Origin of the sequence: Actinoplanes sp. NPDC051851, assembly GCF_040681165.1 — a bacterium.
Taxonomy (GTDB): Bacteria; Actinomycetota; Actinomycetes; order Mycobacteriales; family Micromonosporaceae; genus Actinoplanes.
In genome coordinates this window covers 338,949-365,547 of the sequence record NZ_JBFAYF010000001.1, presented here as the reverse complement: position 1 = coordinate 365,547, position 26,599 = coordinate 338,949, and the positions used below count along the sequence as shown (strand labels likewise).

Annotated in this window: 23 protein-coding genes; 8 read left to right on the top strand and 15 right to left on the bottom strand. The window is 69.4% G+C overall.

Annotation, left to right across the window (positions count from 1 at the left end):
• Nucleotides 1–532: 532 nt before the first annotated feature.
• On the bottom strand, nucleotides 533–1,291 hold the full coding sequence (locus AB0M08_RS01705; protein WP_364486693.1) for a VC0807 family protein: 759 nt from the start codon (nucleotides 1,289–1,291) through the stop codon (nucleotides 533–535).
• A 1,002-nt stretch (nucleotides 1,292–2,293) separates the two neighbouring features.
• Here AB0M08_RS01705 and AB0M08_RS01700 point away from each other — a divergent pair.
• A complete protein-coding gene (locus AB0M08_RS01700; RefSeq protein WP_364486690.1) occupies nucleotides 2,294–2,968 on the top strand; it encodes a hypothetical protein in 675 nt (224 codons plus the stop codon).
• A gap of 136 nt (nucleotides 2,969–3,104) precedes the next feature.
• Here the strand turns inward: AB0M08_RS01700 and AB0M08_RS01695 are convergent, their stop codons facing one another.
• Together AB0M08_RS01695 and AB0M08_RS01690 are read right to left on the bottom strand one after the other, a co-directional pair.
• A complete protein-coding gene (locus AB0M08_RS01695) occupies nucleotides 3,105–4,064 on the bottom strand; it encodes a D-alanine--D-alanine ligase (protein ID WP_364486687.1) in 960 nt (319 codons plus the stop codon).
• A complete protein-coding gene (locus tag AB0M08_RS01690) occupies nucleotides 4,061–5,359 on the bottom strand; it encodes a PLP-dependent aminotransferase family protein (RefSeq protein ID WP_364486684.1) in 1,299 nt (432 codons plus the stop codon). The genes AB0M08_RS01695 and AB0M08_RS01690 overlap by 4 nt, the downstream gene beginning before the upstream one ends.
• Nucleotides 5,360–5,550: 191 nt before the next feature.
• Here AB0M08_RS01690 and AB0M08_RS01685 point away from each other — a divergent pair, with 191 nt between their 5' ends.
• Entirely contained in the window at nucleotides 5,551–6,204 is a 654-nt protein-coding gene (locus tag AB0M08_RS01685) for a GNAT family N-acetyltransferase (protein WP_364486681.1), read from the top strand.
• Between the two features lie 110 nt (nucleotides 6,205–6,314).
• On the opposite strand, the gene AB0M08_RS01680 is transcribed toward AB0M08_RS01685, so the two are convergent.
• The 8 genes from AB0M08_RS01680 to AB0M08_RS01645 form a co-directional block, all read right to left on the bottom strand.
• Nucleotides 6,315–7,466 (bottom strand): N-acetylmuramoyl-L-alanine amidase, encoded by a 1,152-nt coding sequence (locus tag AB0M08_RS01680; protein WP_364486678.1) that lies wholly within the window; start codon nucleotides 7,464–7,466, stop codon nucleotides 6,315–6,317.
• Between the two features lie 102 nt (nucleotides 7,467–7,568).
• Entirely contained in the window at nucleotides 7,569–7,892 is a 324-nt protein-coding gene (gene trxA, locus AB0M08_RS01675; RefSeq protein ID WP_364486675.1) for a thioredoxin, read from the bottom strand.
• A 16-nt stretch (nucleotides 7,893–7,908) separates the two neighbouring features.
• A complete protein-coding gene (trxB, locus tag AB0M08_RS01670) occupies nucleotides 7,909–8,868 on the bottom strand; it encodes a thioredoxin-disulfide reductase (RefSeq protein WP_364487116.1) in 960 nt (319 codons plus the stop codon).
• Nucleotides 8,869–8,970: 102 nt separating this feature from the next.
• The gene (locus AB0M08_RS01665) at nucleotides 8,971–9,831 is read right to left on the bottom strand and encodes a hypothetical protein (protein WP_364486672.1); all 861 of its coding nucleotides are present in this window, start codon (nucleotides 9,829–9,831) and stop codon (nucleotides 8,971–8,973) included.
• On the bottom strand, nucleotides 9,828–10,619 hold the full coding sequence (sigM, locus tag AB0M08_RS01660; RefSeq protein ID WP_364486669.1) for an RNA polymerase sigma factor SigM: 792 nt from the start codon (nucleotides 10,617–10,619) through the stop codon (nucleotides 9,828–9,830). The genes AB0M08_RS01665 and sigM overlap by 4 nt, the downstream gene beginning before the upstream one ends.
• 205 nt (nucleotides 10,620–10,824) lie before the next feature.
• Complete coding sequence (locus AB0M08_RS01655; RefSeq protein ID WP_364486666.1) at nucleotides 10,825–12,378, bottom strand: protein kinase family protein; 1,554 nt, start codon at nucleotides 12,376–12,378, stop codon at nucleotides 10,825–10,827.
• Between the two features lie 209 nt (nucleotides 12,379–12,587).
• The gene (gene murJ / locus AB0M08_RS01650; RefSeq protein WP_364486663.1) at nucleotides 12,588–14,354 is read right to left on the bottom strand and encodes a murein biosynthesis integral membrane protein MurJ; all 1,767 of its coding nucleotides are present in this window, start codon (nucleotides 14,352–14,354) and stop codon (nucleotides 12,588–12,590) included.
• Between the two features lie 49 nt (nucleotides 14,355–14,403).
• Complete coding sequence (locus AB0M08_RS01645; RefSeq protein WP_364486660.1) at nucleotides 14,404–15,282, bottom strand: hypothetical protein; 879 nt, start codon at nucleotides 15,280–15,282, stop codon at nucleotides 14,404–14,406.
• 89 nt (nucleotides 15,283–15,371) lie between these two features.
• On the opposite strand from AB0M08_RS01645, the gene AB0M08_RS01640 reads away from it, so the two are divergent.
• A complete protein-coding gene (locus AB0M08_RS01640; protein ID WP_364486657.1) occupies nucleotides 15,372–16,802 on the top strand; it encodes a CCA tRNA nucleotidyltransferase in 1,431 nt (476 codons plus the stop codon).
• 159 nt (nucleotides 16,803–16,961) lie between these two features.
• Complete coding sequence (locus AB0M08_RS01635; protein ID WP_364486654.1) at nucleotides 16,962–17,396, top strand: peptidoglycan-binding domain-containing protein; 435 nt, start codon at nucleotides 16,962–16,964, stop codon at nucleotides 17,394–17,396.
• 53 nt (nucleotides 17,397–17,449) lie between these two features.
• On the opposite strand, the gene AB0M08_RS01630 is transcribed toward AB0M08_RS01635, so the two are convergent.
• Nucleotides 17,450–18,526 carry a hypothetical protein gene (locus AB0M08_RS01630; RefSeq protein ID WP_364486651.1) on the bottom strand — a complete coding sequence of 359 codons (1,077 nt, stop codon included), beginning with the start codon at nucleotides 18,524–18,526 and terminating at the stop codon, nucleotides 17,450–17,452.
• Nucleotides 18,523–19,044, bottom strand: coding sequence for a SigE family RNA polymerase sigma factor (locus AB0M08_RS01625; RefSeq protein ID WP_364486648.1), 522 nt, complete (start codon nucleotides 19,042–19,044; stop codon nucleotides 18,523–18,525). The genes AB0M08_RS01630 and AB0M08_RS01625 overlap by 4 nt, the downstream gene beginning before the upstream one ends.
• A 67-nt stretch (nucleotides 19,045–19,111) precedes the next feature.
• On the opposite strand from AB0M08_RS01625, the gene AB0M08_RS01620 reads away from it, so the two are divergent.
• Complete coding sequence (locus AB0M08_RS01620; protein WP_364486645.1) at nucleotides 19,112–19,567, top strand: methylated-DNA--[protein]-cysteine S-methyltransferase; 456 nt, start codon at nucleotides 19,112–19,114, stop codon at nucleotides 19,565–19,567.
• A 134-nt stretch (nucleotides 19,568–19,701) separates the two neighbouring features.
• Here the strand turns inward: AB0M08_RS01620 and AB0M08_RS01615 are convergent, their stop codons facing one another.
• On the bottom strand, nucleotides 19,702–20,781 hold the full coding sequence (locus AB0M08_RS01615) for an inositol-3-phosphate synthase (RefSeq protein WP_364486642.1): 1,080 nt from the start codon (nucleotides 20,779–20,781) through the stop codon (nucleotides 19,702–19,704).
• A gap of 21 nt (nucleotides 20,782–20,802) precedes the next feature.
• Nucleotides 20,803–21,465 (bottom strand): PadR family transcriptional regulator, encoded by a 663-nt coding sequence (locus AB0M08_RS01610; protein ID WP_364486639.1) that lies wholly within the window; start codon nucleotides 21,463–21,465, stop codon nucleotides 20,803–20,805.
• 162 nt (nucleotides 21,466–21,627) lie between these two features.
• On the opposite strand from AB0M08_RS01610, the gene AB0M08_RS01605 reads away from it, so the two are divergent.
• The 3 genes from AB0M08_RS01605 to AB0M08_RS01595 all read left to right on the top strand — a co-directional run bounded on the left by AB0M08_RS01605 (nucleotide 21,628) and on the right by AB0M08_RS01595 (nucleotide 26,586).
• Nucleotides 21,628–22,062, top strand: a complete 435-nt coding sequence (locus AB0M08_RS01605; RefSeq protein WP_364486636.1) for a DUF5318 domain-containing protein — start codon at nucleotides 21,628–21,630, stop codon at nucleotides 22,060–22,062.
• 190 nt (nucleotides 22,063–22,252) lie between these two features.
• Nucleotides 22,253–24,961, top strand: a complete 2,709-nt coding sequence (locus tag AB0M08_RS01600) for a transglycosylase domain-containing protein (RefSeq protein WP_364486633.1) — start codon at nucleotides 22,253–22,255, stop codon at nucleotides 24,959–24,961.
• Nucleotides 24,962–25,077: 116 nt separating this feature from the next.
• Nucleotides 25,078–26,586 carry a glycosyltransferase 87 family protein gene (locus AB0M08_RS01595; RefSeq protein ID WP_364486630.1) on the top strand — a complete coding sequence of 503 codons (1,509 nt, stop codon included), beginning with the start codon at nucleotides 25,078–25,080 and terminating at the stop codon, nucleotides 26,584–26,586.
• Nucleotides 26,587–26,599: the final 13 nt, after the last annotated feature.

The following is a 26,599-nucleotide window of genomic DNA, read 5'->3' as shown; positions in this document are numbered from 1 at the left end:
GACGCCGGGACGCCGGGACGCCGGGACGCCGGGACGCCGGGACGCCGGGACGCCGGGACGCCGGGACGCCGGGACGCCGGGACGCCGGGACGCCGTGGGTGCGGTTTCACGTGAAACGCCGCCTGCTCTGCGGGCGGCTGCCGTCCGTCGGAGGACGGTGATCCTGATCCTTGGTGCGGGGTGCGGGGTGCGGGGTGCGGGGTGCGGGGTGCGGGGTGCGGGGTGCGGGGTGCGGGGTGCGGGGTGCGGGGTGCGGGGTGCGGGGCTTCTGCGTCGGGAAGTGGGAGCGCGGCGTTTCACGTGAAACATGACGCCGTTGAGCGGTCGGATCCAGATTGGTGGCCGCTAGGAGGCCGTTCAGGAGGCAGGTCTGAGGTTCGGGGCGGTATGAGGCCCGGAGAACGAATCAGCCCCGGACACGCTAGGAGCGTGCCGGGGTCCTGGACTTCGGAAGTGATCGGGACTTGTACTGGGGCTGGGAGCAGCGTTCTGGGGTGACCAGATCGGACAGCGGACGTCGGTGCGACTGCCGTCAGATGGTCTGGGGGACGCGAGCCGGCGCGGTGGAAGCAGCGGCGGGTGTGACGGCGGCGGGTGTGACGGCGGCGGGTGCGGCGGCCGTGGGAAGAGCGGTGGCGGAGCGGGTAGCAGCCGCGGGAACGGACGTGGAGGGAGCGGCAGGGGCGGTGCCGGCGTGGGTGGCGATGTAGCGGGCGTTCCATGCGATCAAGAGGGTGAACGTGGTGATGGTCAGGATGGTGGAGAGACCGACCATGACGCTGACCGGGAGCAGGTAGACCAGGACGATGCGGAGGGCGGCCTCGGTCAGCAAGCCGGCGCCCCAGACCAGGGAAGCGACGCGGTGGCCGTGGCGGATGCGCGGGGTGGTGGCGTACGCCTGGGCGAGCTCGGCGGCCTTTGCGGGGGCGAAGCTCTGCTGGGCGGAGAGGGTCAAGGGCTTGGAGCCGCGGAGAGCTGTCACCACGAACAGGATGCCGATGACGGCGGACATCACCGAGTGCTTGATGAGGAGGAAGCGCGGGTCGCCGGTGAGGAGGGTGAAGAGCAGGCCCACGCCGAAGACGGCCGCCATGATGCTGGAGAAGTGGTTCAGGGTGCGGGTGCGGATGGCGCTCCACGCCAGGCGCAGGCCGGCGGCGATGGTTCCGGCGAACAGAGCGGCGCTGTCGCTCGCGCCGAGAGCGTGCAGGCCGTAGTAGGTGATGACCGGGAGCCCGAGGTCGTAGGCCAGCGAGCGGATCATCGCGGTCATCCCTTGGTGGCGCTCCATCGTGCTCTCCTCTGTTCGGGCCGTCCCGTTCGCGGCGATGTACTCATCCTGGCCGTCGGGCTGGCCCTCCCGGGACGACCGAGCCGTTGAGTCGGTTGTCAACCGGTCGGTGGACAGTGCCGAGGAGGGTCTGACGAAACGGCCGCTCACTCGATGGGGTGCACGATCCAGCCCCGTTTCACGTGAAACCGATCCGATCAGCCTGAGCGACGGAGGCCGCAGGGTGAGCGTTCGGTGCGCCTGGGAAGGTGGCCCGTAGGCGAAGCGGGGCACGGGAAGGCGAAGCAGGGGAAGCAATGAGCAATGGAGGAATTCGCGGAGGAAACGCGGCAGGGCTAGATCCCCGTTTCACGTGAAACGCAAACAAGCTGTCCGCGGGATCGGGGACCGCAAGACAGGGCGCGCGATGGAGATGGGTTGGGCAAGCAAGGGGTGGCAGGCGCAGGGCGGTAGAGGGCGGTGAGTCGGCATGGAGGCGACGGTGGGTCGGGCAACAGTTCAGGGATTCGGACCGGATCAGGACCGAGGTCGACCGGGTGACCGGTCGCCCCGACAGGGGAATCCGAGCGGATACACGCATGCGCCCGCACCACTATCCACAGCCTGTGTGCCGACCCTGTCGATAACCCTCTCCACCCCCGTTTCACGTGAAACAACACCGATGCCCACACCGTCATCCACCGCACTATCCACAGGCACTGCAAGCGTTCTACGTCGCGTTTCACGTGAAACGGCCCGGCCTGTGGATAACTTCTGTGGATAACTTGGGGATGGTTGTGTGGAGAACTCGGGGCTCACCGTCGTCGACGTGTGACGGTCCCGAGGGAGTCCGAACCGGGCCGGAATCGCCTCGCTCGGAGACCCGCTCCGAGACTCGCCCCGATCGTGCGAAATTGACGCGGGACAGGCCATCCTGACCTGGGCTAAGGTCACGTCGTGCCGGAGAACACCGCCCCCCTCCCTGACTTCACGCGTTGGCCGTCGTTCCCTTTCGAAGGTGAGATGCGGGTCAAGAAACTCGCTCCGCCGGTCGAGCAGGAGCCCCCACGAAGCGGGGAGGACGGCTCGGACTGCGTCGCCTGCGGTACGCCCGACGATGCGTACATCTGGGTCAGCGAGCGGTGGCGGGTCCGCGCGATGGACCGCCCCACCGGCCTCCCGATGGTCTTGATCCTGGAATGCCGGTCGCACCTCGATCTGGGTGACCTGCCCAACCTCCTGGCGGCCGAGCTCGGCGTGATGACCGTCCGGCTGGAGCGCGCGATCCGCTCGCTCGACGGCGTCGCCCGGGTTCACGTGAATCGGTGGGGCGACGGCTCGGCACACCTGCACATGTGGTTCCTCGCCCGTCCGTACGGTCGCCTGCAGCTGCGCGGCACGTTCCTCTCGCTCTGGGACGACATCCTCCCGGTCATCCCCGAGCCCCAGTGGCGGGAGAACCTCGCCCACGTCGCCGCCTGGCTGGCCGAGTTCGGCGGCAGGGCCAATGCCGAGCCGGCGCACATCCAGTGGGAGTCCCCGGCGACGCTCAACGTCCCGTCCGCTTATCCCGTGGAGGAGACCGACGGGGACGAGGCGCGGCGCCCCTCGACACTGGGCGACGTCGAGCCCGAGACACCCCCCTCCGAGAGCCGCTTCGGCACGGCACCCGGCGGCCCGGCGGCAGCACCGGCCTGAGAAAGAAGCGGCAGCACCGGGCCTGATGAGGAGGCGGCAGCACCGGCCTGACAACGACAAGCGGCAGCACCGGCCTGAGGAGGAACGAAAAAGCCCGGCAGGAAATCCTGCCGGGCTTTTCTGTATCCGAGAACGATCAGCCCTTCCGGGCGACCGCCCTCTCCACCAGCGCGCTCAGCATCGCCCCGAGGTCCACCCCGGCCGACTGTACGGCCAGCGGCAGCAGCGACGTCTCGGTCATCCCCGGTGACACGTTGCACCCCAGCACCAGCGGTTCCCCGTCCTCCCCGACGATCACGTCGATCCGCGAGAGGTCGCGCAACCCGAGTGCCTGATACGCCGCCAGCGCCGTCGACGACACCTTCGCCGCCACCGTCTCGTCCAGTCGCGCCGGCACGTGCCACGTGGTCAGGCCGGCCGTGTACCGGGCCGCGTAGTCGTACACCCCGTCGCGCGGGACGATCTCCACGATCGGCAGTGCCTGCGGTCCGGTGCCCAGGTCGATGATCGAGACCGCGACGTTGGTACCTGTTACGAACTGCTCGACCAGCGCCGTGGAGTCGTACGCGAAACAACCCACCATCGCGGCCGGAAGGTCTGCCGCCTCCTTGACCACCGCGGCGCCCAGACCCGAACCGCCCTGCGCCGGCTTCACCATCAACGGCAGGCCGAGGCGGGACACGATCCGGTCGAGGACGGCGACGGCGCCCAACTCGGAGAAGCGGTCGTGGGGCAGCGCCACCCAGTCGGGGGTGGGGATGCCGGCCTCGCGCAGCCGGGATTTGGCGGACGGCTTGTCCCACGCGGTCCGGGCGGCCACCGAGGAGGCGCCGACATACGGAACCTCGCAGAGGTCGAGCACCCCGCGCAGCGAACCGTCCTCGCCGGTCGCGCCGTGCAGCGCGATCACCACCGCGTCCGGCGGATCGGCCTGAAGCGACGGGAGCAGCGAGACGTCCGCGTCGTGCAGCTCGGCGGTCAACCCCGCGGAGCGCAGCGCGTCGAGGACCCGCCGTCCGGAGCGCAGGGACACGTCCCGCTCGTAGGAGAGCCCACCCGCCAGTACCAGAACTCGTAGCTCCATAGCGTTGATCATGCCAAGTCGGGACCGGGGACGTCCGCGGCGGCCGGGCCGCGGCGGCGCTGACCACCCAGGGCGGACGACCCGCCGAAGACGGCGCGCATCGCGAGCTCCTGATCCATCACGCCGGCCAGCCGGCGCACGCCCTCGCGGAGCCGCTCCGGCGAGGAGAACGAGAAGTTGAGCCGCATGTTGTTGCGACCGGTCCCGTCGGCGTAGAAACCGGTGCCCGGAACGTACGCCACCCGTGCCGCGATCGCGCGCGGCATCATCGCCTTGGAGTCGAGGCCCTCGGGCAGGGTGGCCCAGACGAAGAGCCCGCCGGACGGCCGGGTCCACGTGGTGCCCGCCGGCATCAGGCCGTCGAGGGCGCCGAGTAGCGCGTCCCGGCGTTCCCGGTAGATCTCCCGGTACACCTTGATCTGCTCGCGCCACGGCATGGTCGTCAGGTACTGCGTGACGGCGCCCTGTGCGAACGCACTCGGGCAGAGGACGTTCGCCTCACTCATCATCACGAGCTTTTCGCGTACGGCGTGCGGGGCCAGGATCCAACCCACCCGCAGTCCCGGCGCGAACGTCTTGGAGAACGTGCTGCAGTAGAAGACCCCGTCGCGCCGCCGGGCCCGCAGCGGCCGCGGCGCGTCGCCTTCGAAGGAGAGCATCCCGTACGGGTCGTCCTCGACCACCAGGAGACCGGCGCGCTCGCAGATGTCCAGGATCCTCTCGCGCCGCTGTTCGGAGAGCGTCACGCCGGCCGGGTTCTGGAAGGTCGGGATGGTGTAGAGGAACTTCGCGCGCGGGTTCGCCGCGATGGCCTCCTCGAGTGCCTCCGGGATCAGCCCGTCCTGGTCCATCGTCACGTGCCGCACCTGTGCCTGGGCGGCCTGGAAGACGCCGAGTGCGCCGACGTATGTCGGCCCCTCGGCGAGCACCACGTCGCCCGGATCCAGGAACAGCCGGGCCAGGAGGTCGAGGGCCTGCTGGCCGCCGACGGTGACCACCACGTCGTCGGGGGACGCGCCGGTGATGCCGGAGAGGGCCATCACCTCGCAGATCTGCTCGCGGAGCTCGATCGTGCCCTGGCCGATGCCGTACTGCAGGCTGGTGGCGCCCTGTTCGGAGCCGAGCCGGTTGAGCATCTCGCCGACCGCGTCCAGCGGCAGCGCGGCGATGTACGGCGATCCACCGGCCAGCGACACCACCTCGGGGCGGCTGGCGACGGCGAAGAGTGCGCGGATCTCGGACGTGGTCATGCCACGGACGCGTCGCGCGTACCGATCGGTGTAGTCATCCTGAGTCGTGCCGGTCATGCGGCTCTCACCTCGTAGTATCGGCGGTCGAGACGCCATCGATCCTAATCGGCCGGGACACGCCGCGGCCCCGACCGTACGGGTCGCCTCTTGCCCGACCTGCTCCCGTTCATGATGGTTCCGACGTAAGATTCGACGGGGGCACGGGAAGCGGTCACCGGTCAGTCCACGCGATCAGCAGGGGGTCCGGCATGTCTCGGCGCCTGGTAAACCTCACCCTCGACACTCTCGAGGACCTTCCCAATCCCTGCCGGCAGTGCGTGTACTGGGAGCTCGACCCGGTCTCGGCCGAACGCGCCTGTGCCAGCGGCGATCCAGGGCTGGAGAAGGAGGCCTGGGTCTCCCAGACGCTCCTGGAGTGGGGTTCCTGCGGCAAGCTGGTGTATGTGGACGGCATGCCCGCCGGCTTCGTGATGTACGCGCCGCCCGCCTATGTCCCGCGTTCGATGGCCTTCCCGACCTCGCCGGTGAGCGCCGACGCCGCGCTGCTCACCACGGCCAAGGTGGTTCCCGCGTTCGCCGGCGGCGGGCTGGGCCGGATGCTCGTCCAGGGCGTGGCCCGCGATCTCACCAAGCGCGGCGTGAAGGCGATCGAGGCGTTCGGTGACACCAAGCCGGGCGAGCACGAGGACGAGGCGGCGTGCGTCGCGCCGGTCGACTTCTTCCTGTCGGTGGGCTTCAAGACGGTCCGGCCGCACCCGCGCTATCCGCGACTGCGGCTGGAGCTGCGGACCGCGCTCTCCTGGAAGTCGGATGTGGAGTACGCGCTGGAGAAGCTCCTCGGCTCGATGAGCCCGGAGAAGCTTCTCCGCCCGATCCCCGCGACGAGTTCCGCGGAGAACTGACCGCCCGCGAAGCGAGCCCCGACCGGCCGCGAAGCGAGAACCGGCCCCGCGAAGCGGAGAACCGGCCAGGGATCAGAACCGGCGCGGGACCGGCTAGGTGTGATGTCCGGCTAGGCCTTGTTGGACAGTGCCATCCGCAGCTGCCGTACGTCGATCGACCCGGTCGGCACGTCCCGTTCGACCGGGAAGTACATCCGCTGCACCGCCGCCAGGATCGCCTCGACGATCTGCTCGCGGAACATCGGGTCGATCAGCCGCTCCCGGTCGACCGGGGACGTGAGATAGCCGAGGTCCACCCGTACGGTCGGCATCCGGGTCAACCGGAGCAGGTCCCAGGTCTTCGCGTGGATCCGGCAGTCGTGCATCCCGGTGCGTACCACGATCTCGCGCTGCACCAGGTTCGCCAGCCGCTCGCCCACCGTGGAGCTGGTTCCGTTGCCGGTGCCGTAGTGGTAACTCGCCACGCCCTCGGCCGCGTCGGTCGTGTGCCCGTCCAGGTGCAGCGAGATCAGCAGGTCGGCGCCGAGGCTGTTCGCCAGGGCGGCCCGCTCGGCGCCGCTCATCGACTCGGCCGGCTGTGGCCCCCTGGTCAGGTGCACTCGCATGCCCGCGGCGGCCAGCCGCCCCTCCAGCCGGGCCGCGAGGTCGAACACGAGGTCGGCCTCGGTCCAGCGGAGCGGCCCGTCGGGCACCACCACGCCGGTGTCGTCCCCGCCGCCGTGCCCGGGATCGATCACGATGGTCTTGCCGACCAGGTTGGGGCCGGACTGCCGGAACGCCTCGGCCTCCCGCAGCCACTGCGGGCGCCCGCCGACCACCTTGCGGCCGAGCCGGCGCAGCGCCTTCATGGTCTGCGGGCCGCAGGAGCCGTCCGGGGCGAGCCCGACCTCGCGCTGGAACTGAGCGACGGCGCGAGCCGTCCGGGCGCCGTAGATAGCGTCCGGGCGGCCGGTGTCGTACCCCATCTCGAGCAGTCGCTCCTGCAGGGCGCGGACGTCCTCGCCGACCAGCGCGTCGGGGACCGAATGGAAGAGGCTGCGTGAGCCGAGCCGCCAGCGGGCCGCGTCCAGCGCGCCCCACGTCTCGTCGCCGACCATGCCGTCGACGCCGAGACCCCGGCTCTGTTGGAACGCGCGGACCGCGTCCTCCAGCCCCTCGTCGAAGAGATCCGGCTCGGCCGTGGCGAGTAGCTCCAGGCCGACCAGGATCGACCGGATCTCGGAAACGGCGGGACCGGTGTCGCCGCGTCGGATGGACCGCACTCAGACACTCCCTCAAAGACGAGAACAGGGCGAGAAAAGAGCGTACTCCGAGGACAGAGAGAACCCCGCGTCCGAACGGCGGACGCGGGGTTCGTCAACGAGTCAGAGTGCCGACTCGATGAAGTTGACCAGGAAGCTCTTGGGCTTGGCGCCGGCCACCGAGTTGACCCGCTCGCCGTCCTTGAAGATGGTCAGCGTCGGGACCGACATGACCTGGTAGGCCAGGGCGGTCTGCGGGTTCTCGTCGATGTTGACCTTGACGATCTCCACCTGGTCGCCCATCTCGTTGGCGATCTCGGCCAGCAGCGGGTCGACCTTCTTGCAGGGCACGCACCACTCGGCCCAGAAATCCACCAGCACCGGCTTCTTGGACTGCAGCACGTCGCTGGCGAAGGTGGCGTCGGTGACCACCTTGGTTGCTCCCACGAGGTTCCTCCCGGTCTTACAGCTCTACGAATGAAGCGATGAAGCGCTCGGCGTCCAGCGCCGCGGCACAGCCTGTCCCGGAGGCGGTGATGGCCTGCCGGTACGTGTGGTCGACCAGGTCTCCCGCGGCGAAGACACCGGGCACGTTGGTCCGCGTGCTCGGCGCGTCGACCTTCACGTAGCCCTCGTCGTCCAGCTCGATCTGGCCCTTGAAGAGCTCGCTGCGCGGGTCGTGCCCGATGGCGACGAAGACGCCGGTCACATCGAGGACCTTGGTCTCGCCGGACTCGGTGTTCTTGAGCCGGATGCCGGTGACCTTGCCGTCGGAACCGATGATCTCCTCGACCACCGAATTCCACTCGACCTTGATCTTCTCGTTCTCCAGGGCCCGCTTCTGCATGACCTTGCTGGCCCGGAACGTGTCGCGGCGGTGCACGATCGTCACGGTCTCGGCGAAGCGGGTGAGGAAGGTCGCCTCCTCCATCGCCGAGTCGCCGCCGCCGACCACCACGATGTGCTGGTTGCGGAAGAAGAAGCCGTCACAGGTCGCACAGGACGAGACGCCGTGGCCGAGCAGCTCCTGCTCGCCGGGGACGCCGATCGGCCGCCACGCGGAGCCGGTCGCCAGGATCACGGCGCGGGCGAAGAACTGCTGCTCGCCGACCCACACGGTCTTCAGGCCCTCGGTGCCGGCCTCGGTCGGCTTGTCGGTCAGCTCGACCCGGGTGACGTCGTCGGTCAGGAACTCGGCGCCGAAGCGCTCGGCCTGCGCACGCATGTTGTCCATCAGCTCGGGACCCATGACGCCGTCCCGGAAGCCGGGGAAGTTCTCCACCTCGGTGGTGGTCATCAGCGAGCCACCCGACTGCACACCCTCGATCACCAGAGGCTTGAGGTTGGCCCGCGCGGCATAGAGCGCGGCCGTGTAGCCGGACGGCCCCGAACCGATGATGATCAGATTGCGGACCTCGTCCACTGCCGACTCCTCAAGATTGGTGTCCACGCCGGTAGAACGCCATGCTAGGCATTCACCATTCCCCCGGGTCCGGCTCGTGTCCGACCTCACGTGGGGTGCCGTTCAGCGTACCGGCACTTTGCCGAGGGTGTCCGCGTCGGCACCGGGTGATCCGCAGTCGGCACCCACCGCCCACGCCCAGCCGCCGTTGGTGGCGGTGAATCGCACCACGAGCGCCGGCTCCCCGTCGAATCGGGCGTAGTCCACCGACTCCACGCTCACCTGTTCGCCGCCGTTCTCCCCGGCGATCGCGTCGAGGCACTCCAGCAGCGCGTCAGCGGCCCGTAGACGCTCCAGGGCGGGGTCGGTGCCGGTGATCTGGCTCGGGTCGACCTCGGAGCTCGTGAACGGCCGGTCGGCGGCTGCCTTGGGCTGTGCGGCGAGGGTCCCGAGCGTGTAGTCGGTACCGCTGGCCAGTGTCCGTTCCGGTGCAGGAGCGACCAACGTCACGCTTCCGTCCGCGGCGGTGTTCGCCTCCGACGCTGCGCTGTCGTTCTGCCCCTGCACCAGGCCGTTCGCTCCCCACCCCGCGAACGCCAGGACTCCCGCAGCCACACCGACCGGCACCACGAATCGTGCCCAGCGCCGCCGTTCCGCCCGTTTAAGATCAAGATCAACAACGTCTTCCGGTACGACCCCAGCCGACTCCCCACGAGTCGCTTCGGCGGTCGTCGCGTCCACCGAGCGCAGCGCGGCGTCCAGCCGATCGGCGAGGTCCGCGGGCATCGGCTCCGGCGGAAGCTCCCGCAGCAGCGCGCCGACCTCGCCCATCGCCGGGGCCAGCTCCGCATAGGCGGTCTGCCAGGCGGGCTCGGCGGCGATCAGCGCGGCCACCCGCTCCTCGTCGGGGCTGCCGTCCAGCGCACCGCCGGCGTAATCCGCCAGCAGGTCGATGTCGACCTCGTGGAACTCGGCGCCGGTCACCGCTGTTCCCTCCGTTCCCGCCCGATCGGCTGCGGATCAACCGCCCCCGATCGTGATGAGACGTCCCGGCCCGCGCTCCGGTTCCCATCGTCCCGCGTCCCACCGGTGTCATCCCGGCCACTCCCGCCCGTGCCACCCGGGCTCCCGCCTGTACCGCCGGTGCCGGTCCGTCCGGCGGGCCCGCCGTTCCCGCCGCGCAGGTCCCGGAGGGCCATCGCCATCCGGGCCCGGCCCCGCGCGCAGCGGCTCTTCACCGTGCCCTCGGCCACCCCGAGCATCTCCGCGGCCTCGGCCACCGAGTATCCCTCGACGTCAACCAGCACGATCGCGGCCCGCTGCTCGATCGGCAGCGCGGCCAGCGCGTCCCGGACCACCAGCACGGTGTCCTGGTCCGGCAGGAGCGCCGCCGGCTCCGGCCCGGACGGCCGCTCGTCGTCCGACCGGCTGCCGTCCGGCAGCGGCACCGTCGGATGCGCCTGGCGCCGCCTGATCCGATCCAGACAGGCGTTCACCACGATCCGGTGCAGCCACGTGGTGACCGCCGAGTCCCCGCGGAACCGGGCGGCCGCACGGTGAGCGGAGAGGAGCGCGTCCTGCAGCGCGTCGGCGGCCTCCTCCCGGTCGCCGATGGTGCGCACCGCGACCGCCCAGAGCCGGTCCCGATGCCGCCGGACCAACTCGGCGAAGGCGTCCTTGTCCCCCTCCACATGGGCACGCACCAGCTCGGCGTCGCTCGGGGGCTCTTCGCTCGCCCCGGGCCCGCCGGGCGGAACGTCCCGGAAAGTCACGCGAGCAATGTATGTCATCCCGGCGATCCCCGTCCGCCTCCCGGTCCCACCCGGCTGGTTCTCAGAGCTGTAGCTGTATCCGGGGCTCCGAAGGCGGGGACAGGTCTGAGAACCAGCCGAGGGCCGGCTCCCCAGGGGAACCGGCCCTCGCCGTTCTGCTTCTCGGTGGCCTCGTTCTTCGATGACCCCCGCCGTGACCCGTGGCCTAGTAGCCGTACAGCTGAATCTCGTTGACGCTGACCTTGTAACCCGGACCGTTGTCGTTCTTCGGCAGCTCCGTGATGAAGACCAGGATGTACTGGTACTTCTGATCCGGGTCGAAGCCGGAGAACGCCCAGTTGGTGCCGGTGCTCTTGTTGTCGTTGTCGCTGAGCTTCGTGTAGTTCTTGACGATCTTCTCGTCGCCGGACGAGTTGTCGCCCGGGTCACTGTCGCCGACCCGCACGTCCATCCCCACGCCCGGAGCCGACGTCTCGACCCGCACCTCGGCGAGCGCTCGCGCTTCACCCAGATTGATCAACACGCCCATGCCGGCCTTGAGGTTGCCGAACTTGGCGGTGTTGTACCGGGACATCTCCCAGGCGGTGTCCGAGTCGCCGTCGACGACGTACTTCGCCTCGCCGGAGTCGCCGCGACCACCCGTGGGCGGGTCGACGATGCGGACCATGCTCGCGTTCAGCGCGATCTTCTGCGGATCCTCCTGCACCGCGGTGCCGCCGGAGTCGCCGTCGGTGGACTGCGAACCGGTATCGCCGCCGGCGTCGGCCGCCGCCGTCGAGGACGAGTCCGACTTGCCGGAGCCGTTGATCGCCTTGATCCCGAAGACGAGGCCGATCAGGGCGATCACCACCAGCGCGCCGACGCCGATCAGGATCTTGCGGGTCTGCTTGACCGGCTCGGCCGAGGCGTTGCCCTGCACGAAGCGGAGCGGGCCGACGTCGTCGTACTCCTCGTCCTCGGCCGCGGCGGCGTCGAGCCGGCCGAGCTCCGCGGTGAGGGCCTCGGCGGTCGGCGCCGGGACCCGCCGGTCGAGCAGGTCCATGGTCAGATCGTCGAGGTACGCCGGAACGCCCGCCCGGATCTGCCGGGGCGCGGCCGGGTTGCCCGCGCTGTCCCGGTTCGCGTCCGGCAGGGCGGACTGCCCGACCTCGGCCCTCGGCCAGTGGCCGGTGAGAGCGAAGTAGAGGATGCCGCCCACCGAGCGCACGTCGCCCTCGATGCTGTCCGCCGAGTCGGCGCGCGCGTCGGCCAGGACCACCCGGCCGTCGTCGCCGATCATCGTCGTCCCGGGGTGCGCGTTGCCGTGCACCATGCCGGTGGCGTGCACGGCGCCGAGCGCGTCGGCGACGGAGTGCGCGATGGCGATCGCCCGGGCCGGGTCCAGCGGACCCTCCGCGGCGATCAGATCACGCAGGGACTCGCCCTCGACCCACTCGCGGACCACGTACGCCCGCTGCTGCTCGTCGATGGCGTCGTAGACGCCGACCAGATTGGGGTGGATCACCCGGCTCGCGGCGACCGCGGCCTGCAGCATCTCGGTGGCGGAGTCGCCTCCCGGGTAACGCAGGACGACCGCGACCGGCCGGCGCAGCACGACGTCGACACCCCGCCAGACCTGCCGGCCCGCGCTGTCGTCGTTGACGTGCTGCTCGAGTTGGTAGCGCTCGGCCAGGATCTCACCGGCGGTGGGTGCACCGAAGGTCAAGACCGGTCCGGCCTCGTCGGCCGCGGTCTCGTGGCCTTCGCCGACCTGGGTCACCAGTCCTCCCTCGGTGGTGCATGTGTGGGTGCTCAGGACAAGGTGCTCCCGAGCACATGCCGACACCGACCATACCCGTACTGAGCCATGCTCTGGCAGGTCGTCCCCCCGGCGCGGCACCGGCTTCCGGCCCTCCGAACGGGTGTATTTCGGGCCGAAAGGACCGAGGAGTGCCTGTTCAGGACCGATCAGGAGTCCTTCTCAAAAGTTCAGCGACCGATTTTGCGGCGAACCATCCCGACCACCTGGCTCACCTCCTGCACGCGCAGCACCGTCGCCGCCACGAGGTAGGCGATCATGATCACCGCCCCGCCGGCGAAGAGCTGGACCAGCGCCTGGATCCGCCCGTCCGGCTCGCCTCCGCCCGGGAGCAGGTGCACGACCAGGAAGCCGAGACCGCCGGCGACCGCGGCGGCGATCGCGATCCGGATCAGCGACAGCGCCACCGAGCCGAGGTTGAGCCGGCCGACCCGGCGGCGCAGCACGACCAGCGAGATCAGCGCCGAGACCAGGTAGGAGATCGCGTTGCCCGCGGTCATCCCGGCGGCCAGCAGCGACTTGCTCAGCACCGCGGCGAGCGCCAGGTACGCGGCGATCCGCACCAGCACGACCGGCAGGTTGATCAGCGCGACCGTCTTGTTGCCCTGCAGCGAGTAGAACGCGTACGTGCAGAGGTAGCTGACCGAGAGCGGGATCACCGCGAAGGCGGCCACGCTGAGCACGGTGCCGGTGTCCACGGCCGCCGAGTGGCTGTAGTTGCCACCCTCGAAGAGCATCACCGCGATCGGTACGCCCAGGACCGCGTAGACCACCGAGATCGGGGCGAGCGCCGCGACGGTGAGCTTGATGCCGCGGGTCAGGTCGGCGCTGACGTCGGCGTACCGGCCCTCGGCGGCGGCGGCGCTCATCTTGGGCAGCAGCGCGGTCATCACCGAGACGCCGATGATGCCGTGCGCCATCATCGTCAGCAGGTAGACGTTGTTGAAGGCGAGCACGCTGGCGCTGCCCTTACCGGCCACCCGGTTGAGGATCTTGACCATGACGAAGACGGCGGCCTGGTTCGCCGCGACGTAGCAGAGCATCCAGCCGGCGAGCCGGCCGATCTCGCCGAGGCCGAGCGCGCGCGGGTCCCAGCTGAACTTCCAGCGGAAACCGACCTTGCGCAGCGCCGGGAGCAGGCCGAGCGCCTGGACCACGAGGCCGACCAGGGTGCCGCCGCCGATCAGCGCGATCTGCCCGGCCGTGATGTTCTCCACGGTCAGGCCGTCGCTGCCCCAGAACGCCAGGAAGACGCCGGCCGTGGCGATCACCACGAGGTTGTTCAGGATCGGTGCCCACATCGGGGCGGCGAAGTGCCCGCGCACGTTCAGCACCGCGCCGATCAGCGCGGAGAGGCCGGTGAAGAAGATGATCGGCAGGATCAGGTACGCGAAGTGGGTGACCAGGTCCTTGTAGGCCGCGCTGTTCTGATCGCTGGCCTGGATCGCGGTGATCACCGGGGCGGCCGCGACCACCAGCAGCGTCGCCACGCCGAGGCTGACCACCGCGAAGGTGAGCAGCTTCTGGGTGAACTCCTGCCCGCCGTCCGCGTCGGCCTTGCGCCGCCGGACCAGCAGCGGGATCAGCACGCTGGAGAGGATGCCGCCGAGCAGCAGCTCGTAGATCTGGTTCGGCAGGAACTGCGCACTGGTGTACGCGTCACCGACCCCCTGGCCGAGGGCCATGCCGATCAGCGCGTTCCGGACGAAGCCGATCATGCGGCTGACCAGGCTGCCGATCGCCATGATCGCGCTCTGGCCGGTGGTGCCGCCGCTCTCCTCGGACTCGCCCGCGGGGGGCACGGTCTCGGGGGGCAGCGCCTGATCGCCCGCGGCCGAGGGCAGTTGGTCGTCGACCGACACGATGGTGACGCCCTCCTGCGACGGTGGTTCCCACCCGTCGCCGGAATGCGTGCTGCGGTACAGGCCGCCGTTCACCCGAGCCTCCCGTGCCCTGCGGATATTGATGCCACGATAAGCGCCAGGGTCACACGTGGTGACGTAGGAGGGTGCCGGGGGCGGCCCCGGCCAGGGTCTCCACCATCCAGCATGCCTCCAGCGCGACCAGGGGCTCACTCAGCGCGTCCAGCACGGTCGGGTGATCGCAACCGGCCTCGGTCAGCGCCCCGAGCAGAGCCGGTACGCCCTCCAGGGTGCCCGACTCGGCGATCTGCCGGGCGAGCGGCCGGGTCGCGGCGTACCAGCCCCGCCGGGGGACGCTCGCCAGGCGCTCGTTCGCCCGGCGTACGAGATCGAGAAGGTCCTCATGGGGGAAGCGGTCGGCCGAACGGACCTGGAAACCCGCCGGAGCGGGGGCGGAGAGGGCCGCTACCGCCGCCTCGTCGAGGACCTGGGGCGACTCTGACGGAGGCACCGGCCACCAGCGCTCGTCGGCGAAGAGGGGCAGCGGCGCCTGCTCCGGACCGCTCGGCGGGGGCGGCGGCACCTCCCGGCGCAACGACCGGTACGCCGCCTCGCGCACCGCGGCCACCCCGGTCACGTCGTCGTCCGCGGTCACCGGTGCGAACGGCGACAGCAGCGCCACCACCAGTCCGGGATGCGGCAGCGTCGGATCGGCCAGGGCGATCACCCGGGCGCAGGACTCCAGCTCCCACCAGCGCAGCGCGGCCGGGTACGGCCCGGCCGCCGGCGCCCAGCCCATCTGCACCGGCTCGCCGCTGGACGGCTTGCGCAGGCCGAGGGCGCGCTCGCCGGAGGGGAAGTCGATGTCGAGGATCAGCGCGTAACCGTCGAGCACCGGGAAGGTCACCCGGAGTGATGCGGGGAGGGAATCGGTGTCGCTGATCCCGTCGGTCCAGAACGCGGGGTCCAGGGCCAGGCGGCGCAGCGCCTCAGGAACGGGCACGTTCCCATCCTGCCGTTACACGCCTTTCGCCGCCATGGTCGCCCACCGCTATAAAAAGGAAGAGCCTGGCCCGATACGCTGGTCATCCCATGTCTGTTCTCAATGCCGCTCAGCAGAGCGCGGTCGCCGAGTTGCTCCGCGTGTCACCCCTCGCCGACGAGCTGGGGCGCCGTTTCGGCGCCGCCGGCCACGAGTTGCACCTGGTCGGTGGCTCGGTGCGCGACGCGTTGCTCGGTCGACTCGGCGACGACCTCGACTTCTGCACCGATGCCCGTCCGGAGCAGACCCTCGCCGTGGTGAGCGGTTGGGCGGACGCGATATGGGAGACGGGCCGCGAGTTCGGCACGATCGGCATCCAGAAGAACGGGCTGCGGATCGAGATCACCACGTACCGGGCCGAGGCCTACGACGGGGTGAGCCGGAACCCGGTGGTCCAGTACGGCGACTCGCTCCTCGACGACCTCGGCCGCCGCGACTTCACCATCAACGCGATGGCCGTGTCGGTGCCCGGCCACGAGTTCACCGACCCGTTCGGCGGCACCGCGGACCTGGCCGCCCGGATGATCCGGACGCCGGCCGCGCCGCAGCTCTCGTTCAGCGACGATCCACTTCGGATGCTGCGGGCCGCCCGTTTCGCGGCGAAGCTGCAGTTCAAAGTGGATGAATCGGTCATTTCTGCGATGCGGGACATGGCGCCGGATCTCGACCGGATCACCGCGGAACGGATCCGGGACGAGTTCACCAAGCTGATGTCCGGCGCCGACCCGATCGCCGGGCTCCGGCTGCTGGTCGACACCGGGCTCGCCGACCGTTTCCTGCCCGAGCTCGCCGGCCTGAAGCTGGAGATCGACGAGCACGCCCAGCACAAGGACGTCTACGAGCACACGCTGATCGTGGTGATGAACGCGATGCGGCTCGAGGGCGACGGCGGCCCGGACTTCGTCCTGCGGATGGCCGCGCTGATGCACGACGTCGGCAAGCCCGCCACCAAGGCGGTCGGCCGCGACGGCCGGGTCAGCTTCCACCACCACGAGGTGGTCGGCGCCCGGCTCACCAAGAACCGGATGAAGGCCCTCAAGTACCCCAAGGACGTCACCTCCGAGGTGGTCGGGCTGGTCGCCCTGCACCTGCGTTTCTACGGGTACGGCCGGGGCGAGTGGACCGATTCGGCGGTGCGGCGCTACGTCACCGACGCGGGCCCGCTGCTCGACCGCCTGCACAAGCTGACCCGCTCGGACGTGACCACCCGGAACCGCCGCAAGGCCGCCCAGCTCGCCGCCGACTACGACGCGCTGGAGGACCGGATCTCCCGGATCGCGGCCGAGGAGGACCTCGCCAAGGTCCGCCCCGACCTGGACGGCAACGCCATCATGGAGCTGCTCGGCGTCCCGCCCGGCCCGATCGTCGGCCAGGCCTGGCGCCACCTGAAGGAGCTCCGCCTCGACCGCGGCCCGCTGGACCGTGACGAGGCCGAGGCCGAGCTGCTGACGTGGGCCCGCGAGCAGGGCCACATCTCTTAGCCCGTGTTCCGGACCATCCGGTATTGACGGATGTCCACTTTCGCCCTGCTATTGGGTAGAACGCTACCGTTGCGTTGCGCGTGCAACATCGGTTACGGTCGCTATCACCGATGTAAATGTCGGTGTAAATGCTCACATAGCAGTACGGGGGAACCATCAGTGAAAAGCATCAAGGCGATCGTCGGTAGCGCCGCGGTCCTGGGCGCGGTCGTCGCCGGCGCCGTCCTGCCGGCCTCCGCGGCCAGCGCCGCCACGCCGTCCTGCACCAAGGCCGAGGCCTGGTCCAACGGCGTCCTCGTCCCGGTCTCCTCGGGCGGCAAGGCGAAGTGCTCGCTGGTCAAGGGCGCGAACAACGCCGCGGTCGGTGCCCTGCAGCTGGCGCTGAAGATCTGCTACTCGCAGAGCATCACGGTGGACAACAGCTTCGGCACCAACACCTTCAACGCCCTGAAGGCCGCCCAGACGACCGCGAAGATCGGCGTCGACGGCAGCTACGGCCCGGAGAGCGCCGCGAACCTCAAGCTGTCGTGGTACGGGGACAACCCGACCAAGGCGGACTGCCACGTCAACGACCAGATCGACGAAGTCGGCTGATCCCAGCCATCTGAGAACGGGGAGCGCGATGCGCTCCCCGTTTTCGTCGGAGCTCATTCGGCGAAGGTCAGATCCCGCCCGCTGAGCGCCTTCGGCAGGGTCAGCGTCTCCGTGACCCGGTGATCGGTGGAGTAGTGCAGGATCCGGTCGCCGGTCGAGGCGAGGATCGTGCCGTCACGCAGGAAGACCGCCGTCTCGGCCGGGAACGCGGCGACCACCGTGCCCGTCGCGACGTCCACGACCGACACCAGGGCACTTCCCTCGGCCGTCGTGGCCAGCACGAACCTTCCGTCGGCCGACCACGAGCCGCGCCCGATCGGGGCGGCCTTGATCGGGTCGTTGCGCAGCAGTTCACCGGTGGCCGCGTCGAAGATCGCCAGGCCGGTGACCCGGCTCGGCTCGGAGTTCGCCGTCTCCGACTGCGGCAGAGCGACCTGCGTCTCTCCCGGCAGCCAGGTGTAGAGGCAGTAGCCCGCGCAGGTGGTCTCGCCGTGCTCCACCTCGTGCTCCACCAGCGTTCCGGTGGCCGGGTCCAGGATCGAGAAGCCGCTCTCCCGGGTCATGAGCAGGCGGCTGCCGTCCGAGGACCAGACCGCCGCGGTGGCGACGTCGATGTCGAGCCGGCGGTAGTGGCCGGTGCGCACGTCCAGCAGGGCCAGCTTCTCGTCGCCCTGGAGCGCGGTCAGCACGTAGCGGCCGGTGGGTGACGGGTTGCTCTCGACGACGTTCTTGTAGAGGGTCCGGTATCCGCTGGAATCCGGGTTCACGACGAACTGCCGGACCGTGGTGTGCCGGTCGCGGTAGGCCCCGATCCCGGCCAGGTGGGCACCGCCCGGCAGTTGGTAGGTGCTCGTCGTGCTCCACGTGGGTGTGCCGAGTTCGCTGGCCGCGACGGAGGGGAGCAGCGGGGTGGTGACGACCGGTGGGGTGTCGTGCCGGGAGAGGGCGTACGGCACCGCGGCCGCCACGGTCACCAGGACGGCCGCGGCGGTGGAGAGCACGGTGCGCCGGACCCGGAGCCGTCGCCGGCCCTGGGCGAGCGCCCGGGCGGCCAGGCCGTGCGGGGTGCCGGCCTCGGACGCCAGGTCGCGGACGGCGGTACGCACGCGGTCGTCGACGGGTCGGGTCATCGCAGCACCTCCGGGGCGGTCACATCCAGGTCGGGGACGAGTTCTCTGAGCTTGCGCAGGGCGCGGGTGGCCTGGCTGGCCACGGTCCCGCGCCGGCAACCGAGGATCTCCGCGGTCTCGTCCACGGAGCGGTCCTCCAGGTAGCGCAGGACCAGGACGGCGCGCTGCCGGGGCGGTAGGGAGAGCAGCGCCTGGCGCAGGGTCAGGCGCAGCGTGGTGTCCTGGTCGTGGCCCGGGCCGAACCCGGCGGACGACTCCGGGACCTCGGCCATCGGGAACTCGCGGATCCGGGCCTGACGGCGCCAGCCCGAGATCCGGTCGTGATAGATGATGCGGCGCACGTACGGCTCGGCGTCACCACGGATGCGCGGCCATCTCGTGTACGCCTTGGCCAGTGCCGCCTGCACCAGATCCTCGGCGGATCGCTGGTCGCCGGTCATGGCGTACGCGATCCTCACCAGGTCCGCCGCTCGCTGCTCCACGAACGCGGTGAACTCGGCGTCGGTCGACTCCTTCACGGTCACCTCCGGCGGATAAGACGCCCGGCGGGCGCCGATGTCTGCACGGGCGGGGCAGAATCGGAGGGTGTTCGTCATCGATTCACCGATCGGGCCGCTCGGCATCGTCGTCGAGGGTGATGCCGTGGTGGGCGTGCGTTTCGGCGCGCGGCCCGGAGAGAGTACCGACCATCCCGCTGCCCAGCAGCTCAGGGCCTATTTCGCGGGCGAGCTGACCGACTTCTCGGTGCCGGTCGAGATGCGCGGCGGGTCGGAGTTTGAGCGTGCGGTCTGGGGCGAGATCGCGAAGATTCCGTACGGCGAGATGGTCACGTACGGGGCGATCGCGACGGCACTGGGCGATCCGGGCGCGGCGCGCGCGGTGGGTACCGCCTGCAACCACAATCCGGTTCCGGTCATCGTGCCCTGTCACCGGGTCGTCGGTGCGGGCGGGAAGATGGTCGGTTTCGGCGGCGGGCTCGACCGGAAGCGCCGTTTGCTGGAACTAGAGGCCAAGACGGCATTGACCAGGGCCTGGGGATGAACCGGAAAGCGCTTTCCTGGCGTACGCTAGAGGGGTTGTGAGAAAAGGCCGGCCCACGACGCAAACGTGGGCCGGCCTTCGCAACTGCTGAGGTGACGCTCAGCTAATGGGTTGTTTGCAGAGGTCGAGCGTTGTCAGCGCTCGACCTCACCCTTGATGAACGCCTCGACGCTGGCGTGCGCGTCGTGGTCGCTGTACTGCACCGGCGGGGACTTCATGAAGTAGGACGACGCCGAGAGGATCGGGCCGCCGATGCCGCGGTCCTTGGCGATCTTCGCGGCGCGAACCGCGTCGATGATCACGCCGGCCGAGTTCGGCGAGTCCCACACCTCGAGCTTGAGCTCGGCGTTGAGCGGGGTGTCACCGAAGGACCGGCCCTCCAGGCGGATGTACGCCCACTTGCGGTCGTCGAGCCACGGCACGTGGTCGGACGGCCCGATGTGCACGTCGCTTTTGATCATCTCGTGCGGGATCTGGGACGTGACCGACTGGGTCTTCGAGATCTTCTTGGAGACCAGGCGGTTGCGCTCCAGCATGTTCATGAAGTCCATGTTGCCGCCGAAGTTGAGCTGGTACGTGCGCAGCAGCTCGACACCGCGGTCCTCGAAGAGCTTCGCGAGGGCCCGGTGCACGATGGTCGCGCCGACCTGGCTCTTGATGTCGTCACCGACGATCGGGACACCCGCGTCCTCGAACTTCTTCGCCCAGACCGGGTCGGAGGCGATGAAGACCGGCAGAGCGTTCACGAACGCCACACCGGCGTCGATCGCGGCCTGCGCGTAGAACTTGTCGGCCTGCTCGGAGCCGACCGGGAGGTAGGAGACGAGGACGTCGACCTCGGCGTCCCGGAGCACCTGGACGACGTCGACCGGCTCGGCCGACGACTCCTCGATGATCTCCCGGTAGTACGTGCCCAGACCGTCGAAGGTCGGGCCGCGCTGCACGGTGACGCCGGTCGGCGGCACGTCGGTCAGCTTGATGGTGTTGTTCTCGCTGGCGACGATCGCCTCAGCCAGATCCATGCCGACCTTCTTGGCGTCCACATCGAACGCCGCGACGAACTTCACGTCGGAGACGTGGTAGTCGCCGAAGGTCACGTGCATGAGACCCGGGACGCGGTCGTTCGGGTCGGCGTCTTTGTAGTACTCCACACCCTGTACGAGGGACGAGGCGCAGTTACCCACACCGACGATGGCGACGCGGACGGAGCCCATCGCGTTTGCCTCCTTGTTTCATCACGGCCGGTCCTGGTGCGGACGCGGTGGTTCCGGGGGTTCCGTCCCGGCCGGCGGCGTTCCGCCGGCGGGAGCGGGATTGACCGTGCCGGAGAGGCCGGCACGGTTGCGGAAGGCCGGGGTACGGCCGGACCGCTCATTGGTGATCAGCTCTTCCAGCCAGCGGACCTCGCGCTCACAGGCGTCCAGGCCGTGCCGCTGGAGTTCGAGCGTGTACGCGTCGAGGCGGTCGGCGGCCCGGGCGAGGATCTCGCGCAGGCCCTCCCGCCGCTCCTCGATGCGACGGCGGCGGCCCTCCAGGATGCGCAGGCGGGTGGCCTGGTCGGTGCGGGCGAAGAAGGCGAAGTGCACCCCGAAGCCGGCGTCGTCGTACGTCTCCGGGCCGGTGGCGGCGAGCAGCTCCGCGAAGCGCTCCTTGCCCTCGGCCGTGATCTTGTAGACAACCCGGCCCCGCTTGCTGGTCATCGGGGGGACGATCTCGTTGGCGTTCATCGCCGCTTCGCCGATCCATCCGGCGAGCTTCAGCCGCTTCAGCGTGGGGTACAGCGTGCCGTAGCTGATCGCGGCGCGGAGCGTGCCGAGCTTCGTCGCCAGCTCCTTGCGCAGCTCGTACCCGTGCATCGGGGCCTCCTGCAGGAGTCCGAGGATCGCCAACTCCAGCAACCTGACCCCTCCTCGCATTGTGCCCCGATGTATCGGCCCGATACATCGCAACCGTAAATCCGGGAATCGCGGATACGCAAGCGGGGCACCCCTACGCGGTCACCGCGCCACGCTGTGTGATGGCGGTCGCCCTGTGAGCGGACACCGCGTACTCTTCCTGCCATGCGCACGCAGCGGCAGGTGGTGGACTACTCGCTTCAACGGCGGTCCCTCCTGCGTGCCGTGCGAAACGGCCAGATCGGCGCACTCGAGGTCTGTGACGCCTCGCCGTACTTGAAGAACGCGGCGACATTCCACGGCGAGCCGACCGACGAGCGATGCCCGATCTGCCGCCGCGACAACCTGACACTGGTCCACTACGTCTATGGAGACGAGCTCAAGAACTCGGCCGGGCAAGCCCACAGGCTCGCCGAGTTGCCCGTCCTCGCGATGACGCTCCGTGAGTTTCAGGTCTTCGTCGTGGAAGTCTGCCGGTCATGCGCGTGGAACCACTTGATCGAGCGATACGTGCTCGGCCGGGACGCGCTCGGTGACGAGGATTCCCCGATCCAGTGGAAAACGGGGCCGGTTTCACACGTCGGGGAGGGCCGACGATGAACCGGATCGATGCCGATAACGTGGACACGTTTAGGACCGACTCGGGCAGCCAGCGTCGCAATCGGTCAAATCGGACGTCCGATCAGGCGGCTGCCGGTAACGCAGCCCAAAACGCCCGCTCGTGGCGTTGTACGAGGAGCCCCGCCCAGGGTTCCCCCACGGCGCCCCCGCGAACGGTAGGTGTGAAGGAATGAACGCGTACGGCGATCCGCAGAACGCACGAGCCCGGGCCAGAGTGCCCGGGCCGTCCGCTGCTTCTGGATCTGACGACGAGGACCGGCCCGCGCCGGACGCGTATCGGCGCCCCGCCGGTTCCGCGTCGGTGGGCGGCAGTCCCGGTCGCGCCTCGGTCAGCGGTGCCGCCCAGGTCGGTGGACGGGCCTCGGTGGGCTCCGGCGCCGCCGGTTCCGCCACGCCCGGTCGCGCCTCGGTGAGCGGTGCCGCCCCAGTGGGTGGTCGCGCCTCGGTGGGCTCGGCCTCGGTCGGCTCCGCCGCGCCGGGTCGCGCCTCCGTGGGGGCGGCCCAGGTGGGTGGCGGCGTCGGCGGCCGGGCCTCGGTGCGGCCGATGGGGTCGGGTGGCCCCGGCGGCCCAGGTGGACCGGGCGGGCCAGGAGGCTTCGGCGGTGGTGGTTCCGGCTCTTCCGGCAAGCGCCCCCGCAGCAAGGCGGACAAGAAGTACCGCCGTGCCAACATCCTGACGGCCGCGGCCGCGGTGCTGGTCATCATGCTCGGTGCCGGCATCGTCGGTGGCACCTACTTCTTCGACGACGTCGAGCTCCCCACGCCGCAGGCGGAGGAGCAGATGAACATCATCTACAACGCCAAGGGCCAGGTCCTCGCGAAAGAGGGCGAGCCCCGAATCAACGTGCCGGATTCCAGCATCAGTCTGGTCATGCAGCACGCCGTGGCCGCCGCCGAGGACAAGAACTTCTATCGGCACAACGGCATCGACATGAAGGGCATCGCCCGCGCCGCGTGGAACAACTTCACCGGCGGCGACACCCAGGGCGCGTCGACCATCACCCAGCAGTACGCCCGGCACGTCGCCGAGCTCAAGGAGATCAGCTACAGCCGTAAGCTCCGCGAGGCGGTGATCGCCCGCAAGCTGGAGTCGAAGTACACCAAAGAGCAGATCATGGGCCTGTACCTGAACTTCATCGACCTCGGTGAGGGACGGTACGGCGTCGAGGCGGCGGCGAACGGCTACTTCAGCGCCTCGGTGGTCGAGGGTGCGAAGAACGAGATCACGGTCTACCAGGCCGCGGTGCTCGCCTCGATCATCAAGCAGCCGTACGCCGACACGGTCACCGGGCACAAGGGTTACGACCCCAACCTGAACCCCACGGCCGCCAAGGAGCGGTGGGAGTACACGCTGAAGAACATGCTCTCCGAGGGCTGGATCTCTCAGGAGCAGTACGACAAGCGCGAGTACCCCAAGGTCAACGCGGCCAAGAGCACCAACTGCAAGACCTGTGCCGACGGCAAGCCGGTCGGGATGATCATGCGGCACGTCACGTACGAGCTGAAGGAAATGGGGATCTCGGACACCGAGCTCCAGCAGGGTGGTCTGACGATCACCACCACGATCAACCCCACCGTGCAGGCGGCGGCGGAGGCGGCCGGTTCCCGCAGCAGCAAGACCTCGCCGCTGAACGGCCGGCCGAAGACGTATCAGGCCGCGGTGATCGGCATCGATCCGAAGACCGGAGAGGTGCTCGGCTACTACGCCGGTGACGACCCCAACGGTACGGACTACGGCGGCTACATGGCCGGTGACGGCAGCGGCCTGGTCAGCTGGGGCGGTCAGTCGCCCGCGTCGTCCTTCAAGATCTACACGCTGGCCGCCGCGCTGAAGGAGAACTACTCCTTCGACACGATCTGGGACGGCACCAAGCTCCGGCCCAACGGTACGAAGATCAGTAACGCCGGCGCCGACGACTCGCTCTGTGACGGCAAGATCAAGCACTGTGACCTGGAGACGGCGACCGTCCGGTCGTACAACTTCCCGTTCTACTGGATCGCCGACCAGATCGGCCGCGACAAGGTCATCCAGGCGGCTCTCGACGCCGGTGTCGAGCACATGTGGACCGACAGCGGCAAGCTGGTCGACCTGACCAAGACCGACGCGTCGACCTGGAAGAGCTCCGGCTACTTCGACAACGAGGTCGCGTTCGGCCAGTACCGCGTGGTCCCGCTGGAGCACGCGCAGGGTGTCGCCACGATCGTCAACGGCGGCGTCCGGCACGACGCGCACTTCATCAAGTCGGTCAAGAAGATCGACTCGAAGACCGGCAAGCTGTCGCCGTACAAGACGCCGAGCACCAAGGGCAAGCAGGTCTTCAACGCCCAGCAGATGTCCGACGAGCTCGGCGTGCTGCAGCAGATCCCGGCGCACGCCGAGAACACCCTGCGCAACGGCCGTGAGGCCGCCGCCAAGAGTGGCTCGTGGGAGTACAAGGAGGGCAACGGCGACGCCTGGTTCGTCGGTGGCATCCCACAACTCGCGGCCACGGTCTGGGTCGGTGGCGCCAAGGACAAGGTCGAGTTGACCGAGTCCGGCGGCGGCAAGATGTTCGGCTCGGGCACCCCGGCCGCGATCTGGGAGAAGTTCATCAACACGGTGACCGCCGAGCTCAACTGGGACAAGGAGAGCTTCCCGACCCGGGTGAAGGGCGGCGACTCGTCGCTCGGTAACGGTGTCGCCCCGGTGGTCGTCACCCAGCCGACCGAGGACCCGAACCAGAGCGCGATCTGCCAGCAGTTCCCGACCCTGGACGTCTGCGGCGGCACCAGCTCGGACGACAGCGACGACTCGGACGACAGCGACGACGACAACAGCAATAACAACAACAACGGTAATAACAACGGCGGTAATAACAACGGCGGTAACGGCGGTTGACGCCTGACCCAGGCCGATGACGGCGCCCACCTCTTCGCGAGGTGGGCGCCGTTCTCTTTAGACCCAAGGGCGGGCAAACTCCACACTCCGAGGTTCATGCGGCATGATGCCAAGACATGAGCACGCAACCGTCCACCGAACGGCCAGACGCCCCGAACGCGACCTCGGACGGTTTCGTGCGGGGACTGTCGCAGTTCATCGGCGGGCCGCTCGGCTCGCACGCGACCCGGCCCGACGCCCGGCCCAACCGCTTCTGGACCGCGCCACGCATCATCATGGCTCTGACCTGCATGATCCTGGCGTTCTCCTGGGTGCAGAAATCGCCCTGCATGAGCGGCGACTGGCAGAAGAACATCCAGTACACCCGGTACTGCTACACCGACGTGCTGGCCCTCTACTACGCCGAGGGGCTCAGCGACGGCCAGGTGCCGTACGTGGACCACCAGGTGGAGTACCCGGTCGTCACCGGCTACTTCATGGGCGCCCTGGGCCTGCCGGTGCACTGGTACGGCGAGCAGCACCCGGAGATCAACCAGGGCAGCTGGTTCTACAACGCCAACGCGCTGGTCCTCTCCCTGCTCGCGGTCGCCACCGCGGCGGTGATCCTCGCGCTGCGGCGACGACGGCCCTGGGATGCGGCGATCTTCGCGCTCTCGCCGATCGTGCTGGTCACCGCCACCATCAACTGGGACTTCCTGGCGATCGGGCTGGCCGCCATCGGCCTCTACCTCTGGGCCCGCCGGCACCCGGTCTGGGCCGGGATCTTCCTGGGACTGGGCGCCGCCGCGAAACTCTGGCCGCTGTTCATCCTCGGCCCGTTGCTGGTGCTCGCGCTCCGGCAGGGCAGGGTGATCCCCTGGCTCTCCTCGTTCGTCGCCGCCGCGATCACCTGGGGCGTGGTCAACTTCCCGGTGTACTACTGGTACCACGAGAGTTGGCTGCGGTTCTTCCGCCTGAACTCGGAGCGCCCGATCGACTGGGGCACGTTCTGGTACATCGGGCGTTACCTCGACGGCAAGTGGATGAGCGGCACCGACGGGGACCAGGGCGTCTTCCAATGGCTGAGCAACAACATCCCCACCCTCAACATCGTCACGTACGCCCTGTTCGGCCTCTGCTGCCTGGGCATCGTGATCCTGGGCCTGCTGGCGCCGAAGCCGCCGCGCCTCGCGCAGATGGCGTTCCTGGTGGTCGCCGCGTTCCTGATCTTCAGCAAGGTCTGGTCGCAGCAGTACGTGCTCTGGCTCGTCCCGCTGATCGTCATGGCCCGCCCGAAGTGGGGCGCGATCATCGCGTGGACGGTGGCCGAGATCGGGTACCTCGCCGCGTTCTACGCCGAGCTGATCGGTGCGGGCGGCAAGTCGGTGATCCCGGAGGGGACCTTCGTCCTCGCCTCCACGGCGCGCGTGGTCACCGTGGCGATCCTCTGCGGCCTGGTGATCCGGGAGATCTGGAAGCCCGAGCTGGACGCCGTCCGCCAGACCTACGCCGGTGACGACCCGGACGCCGGCGTGCTGGACGGGCCGGACGCGGGCTGGGTGACCCGGTTCCGCAACAGCTTCGGCTTCGGTCTGGAGAAGAAGAAGCCGGTCGAGGACGAGCCGGAGCCGGCCGTCCTGGTCTAGAGCAACGGCAGAA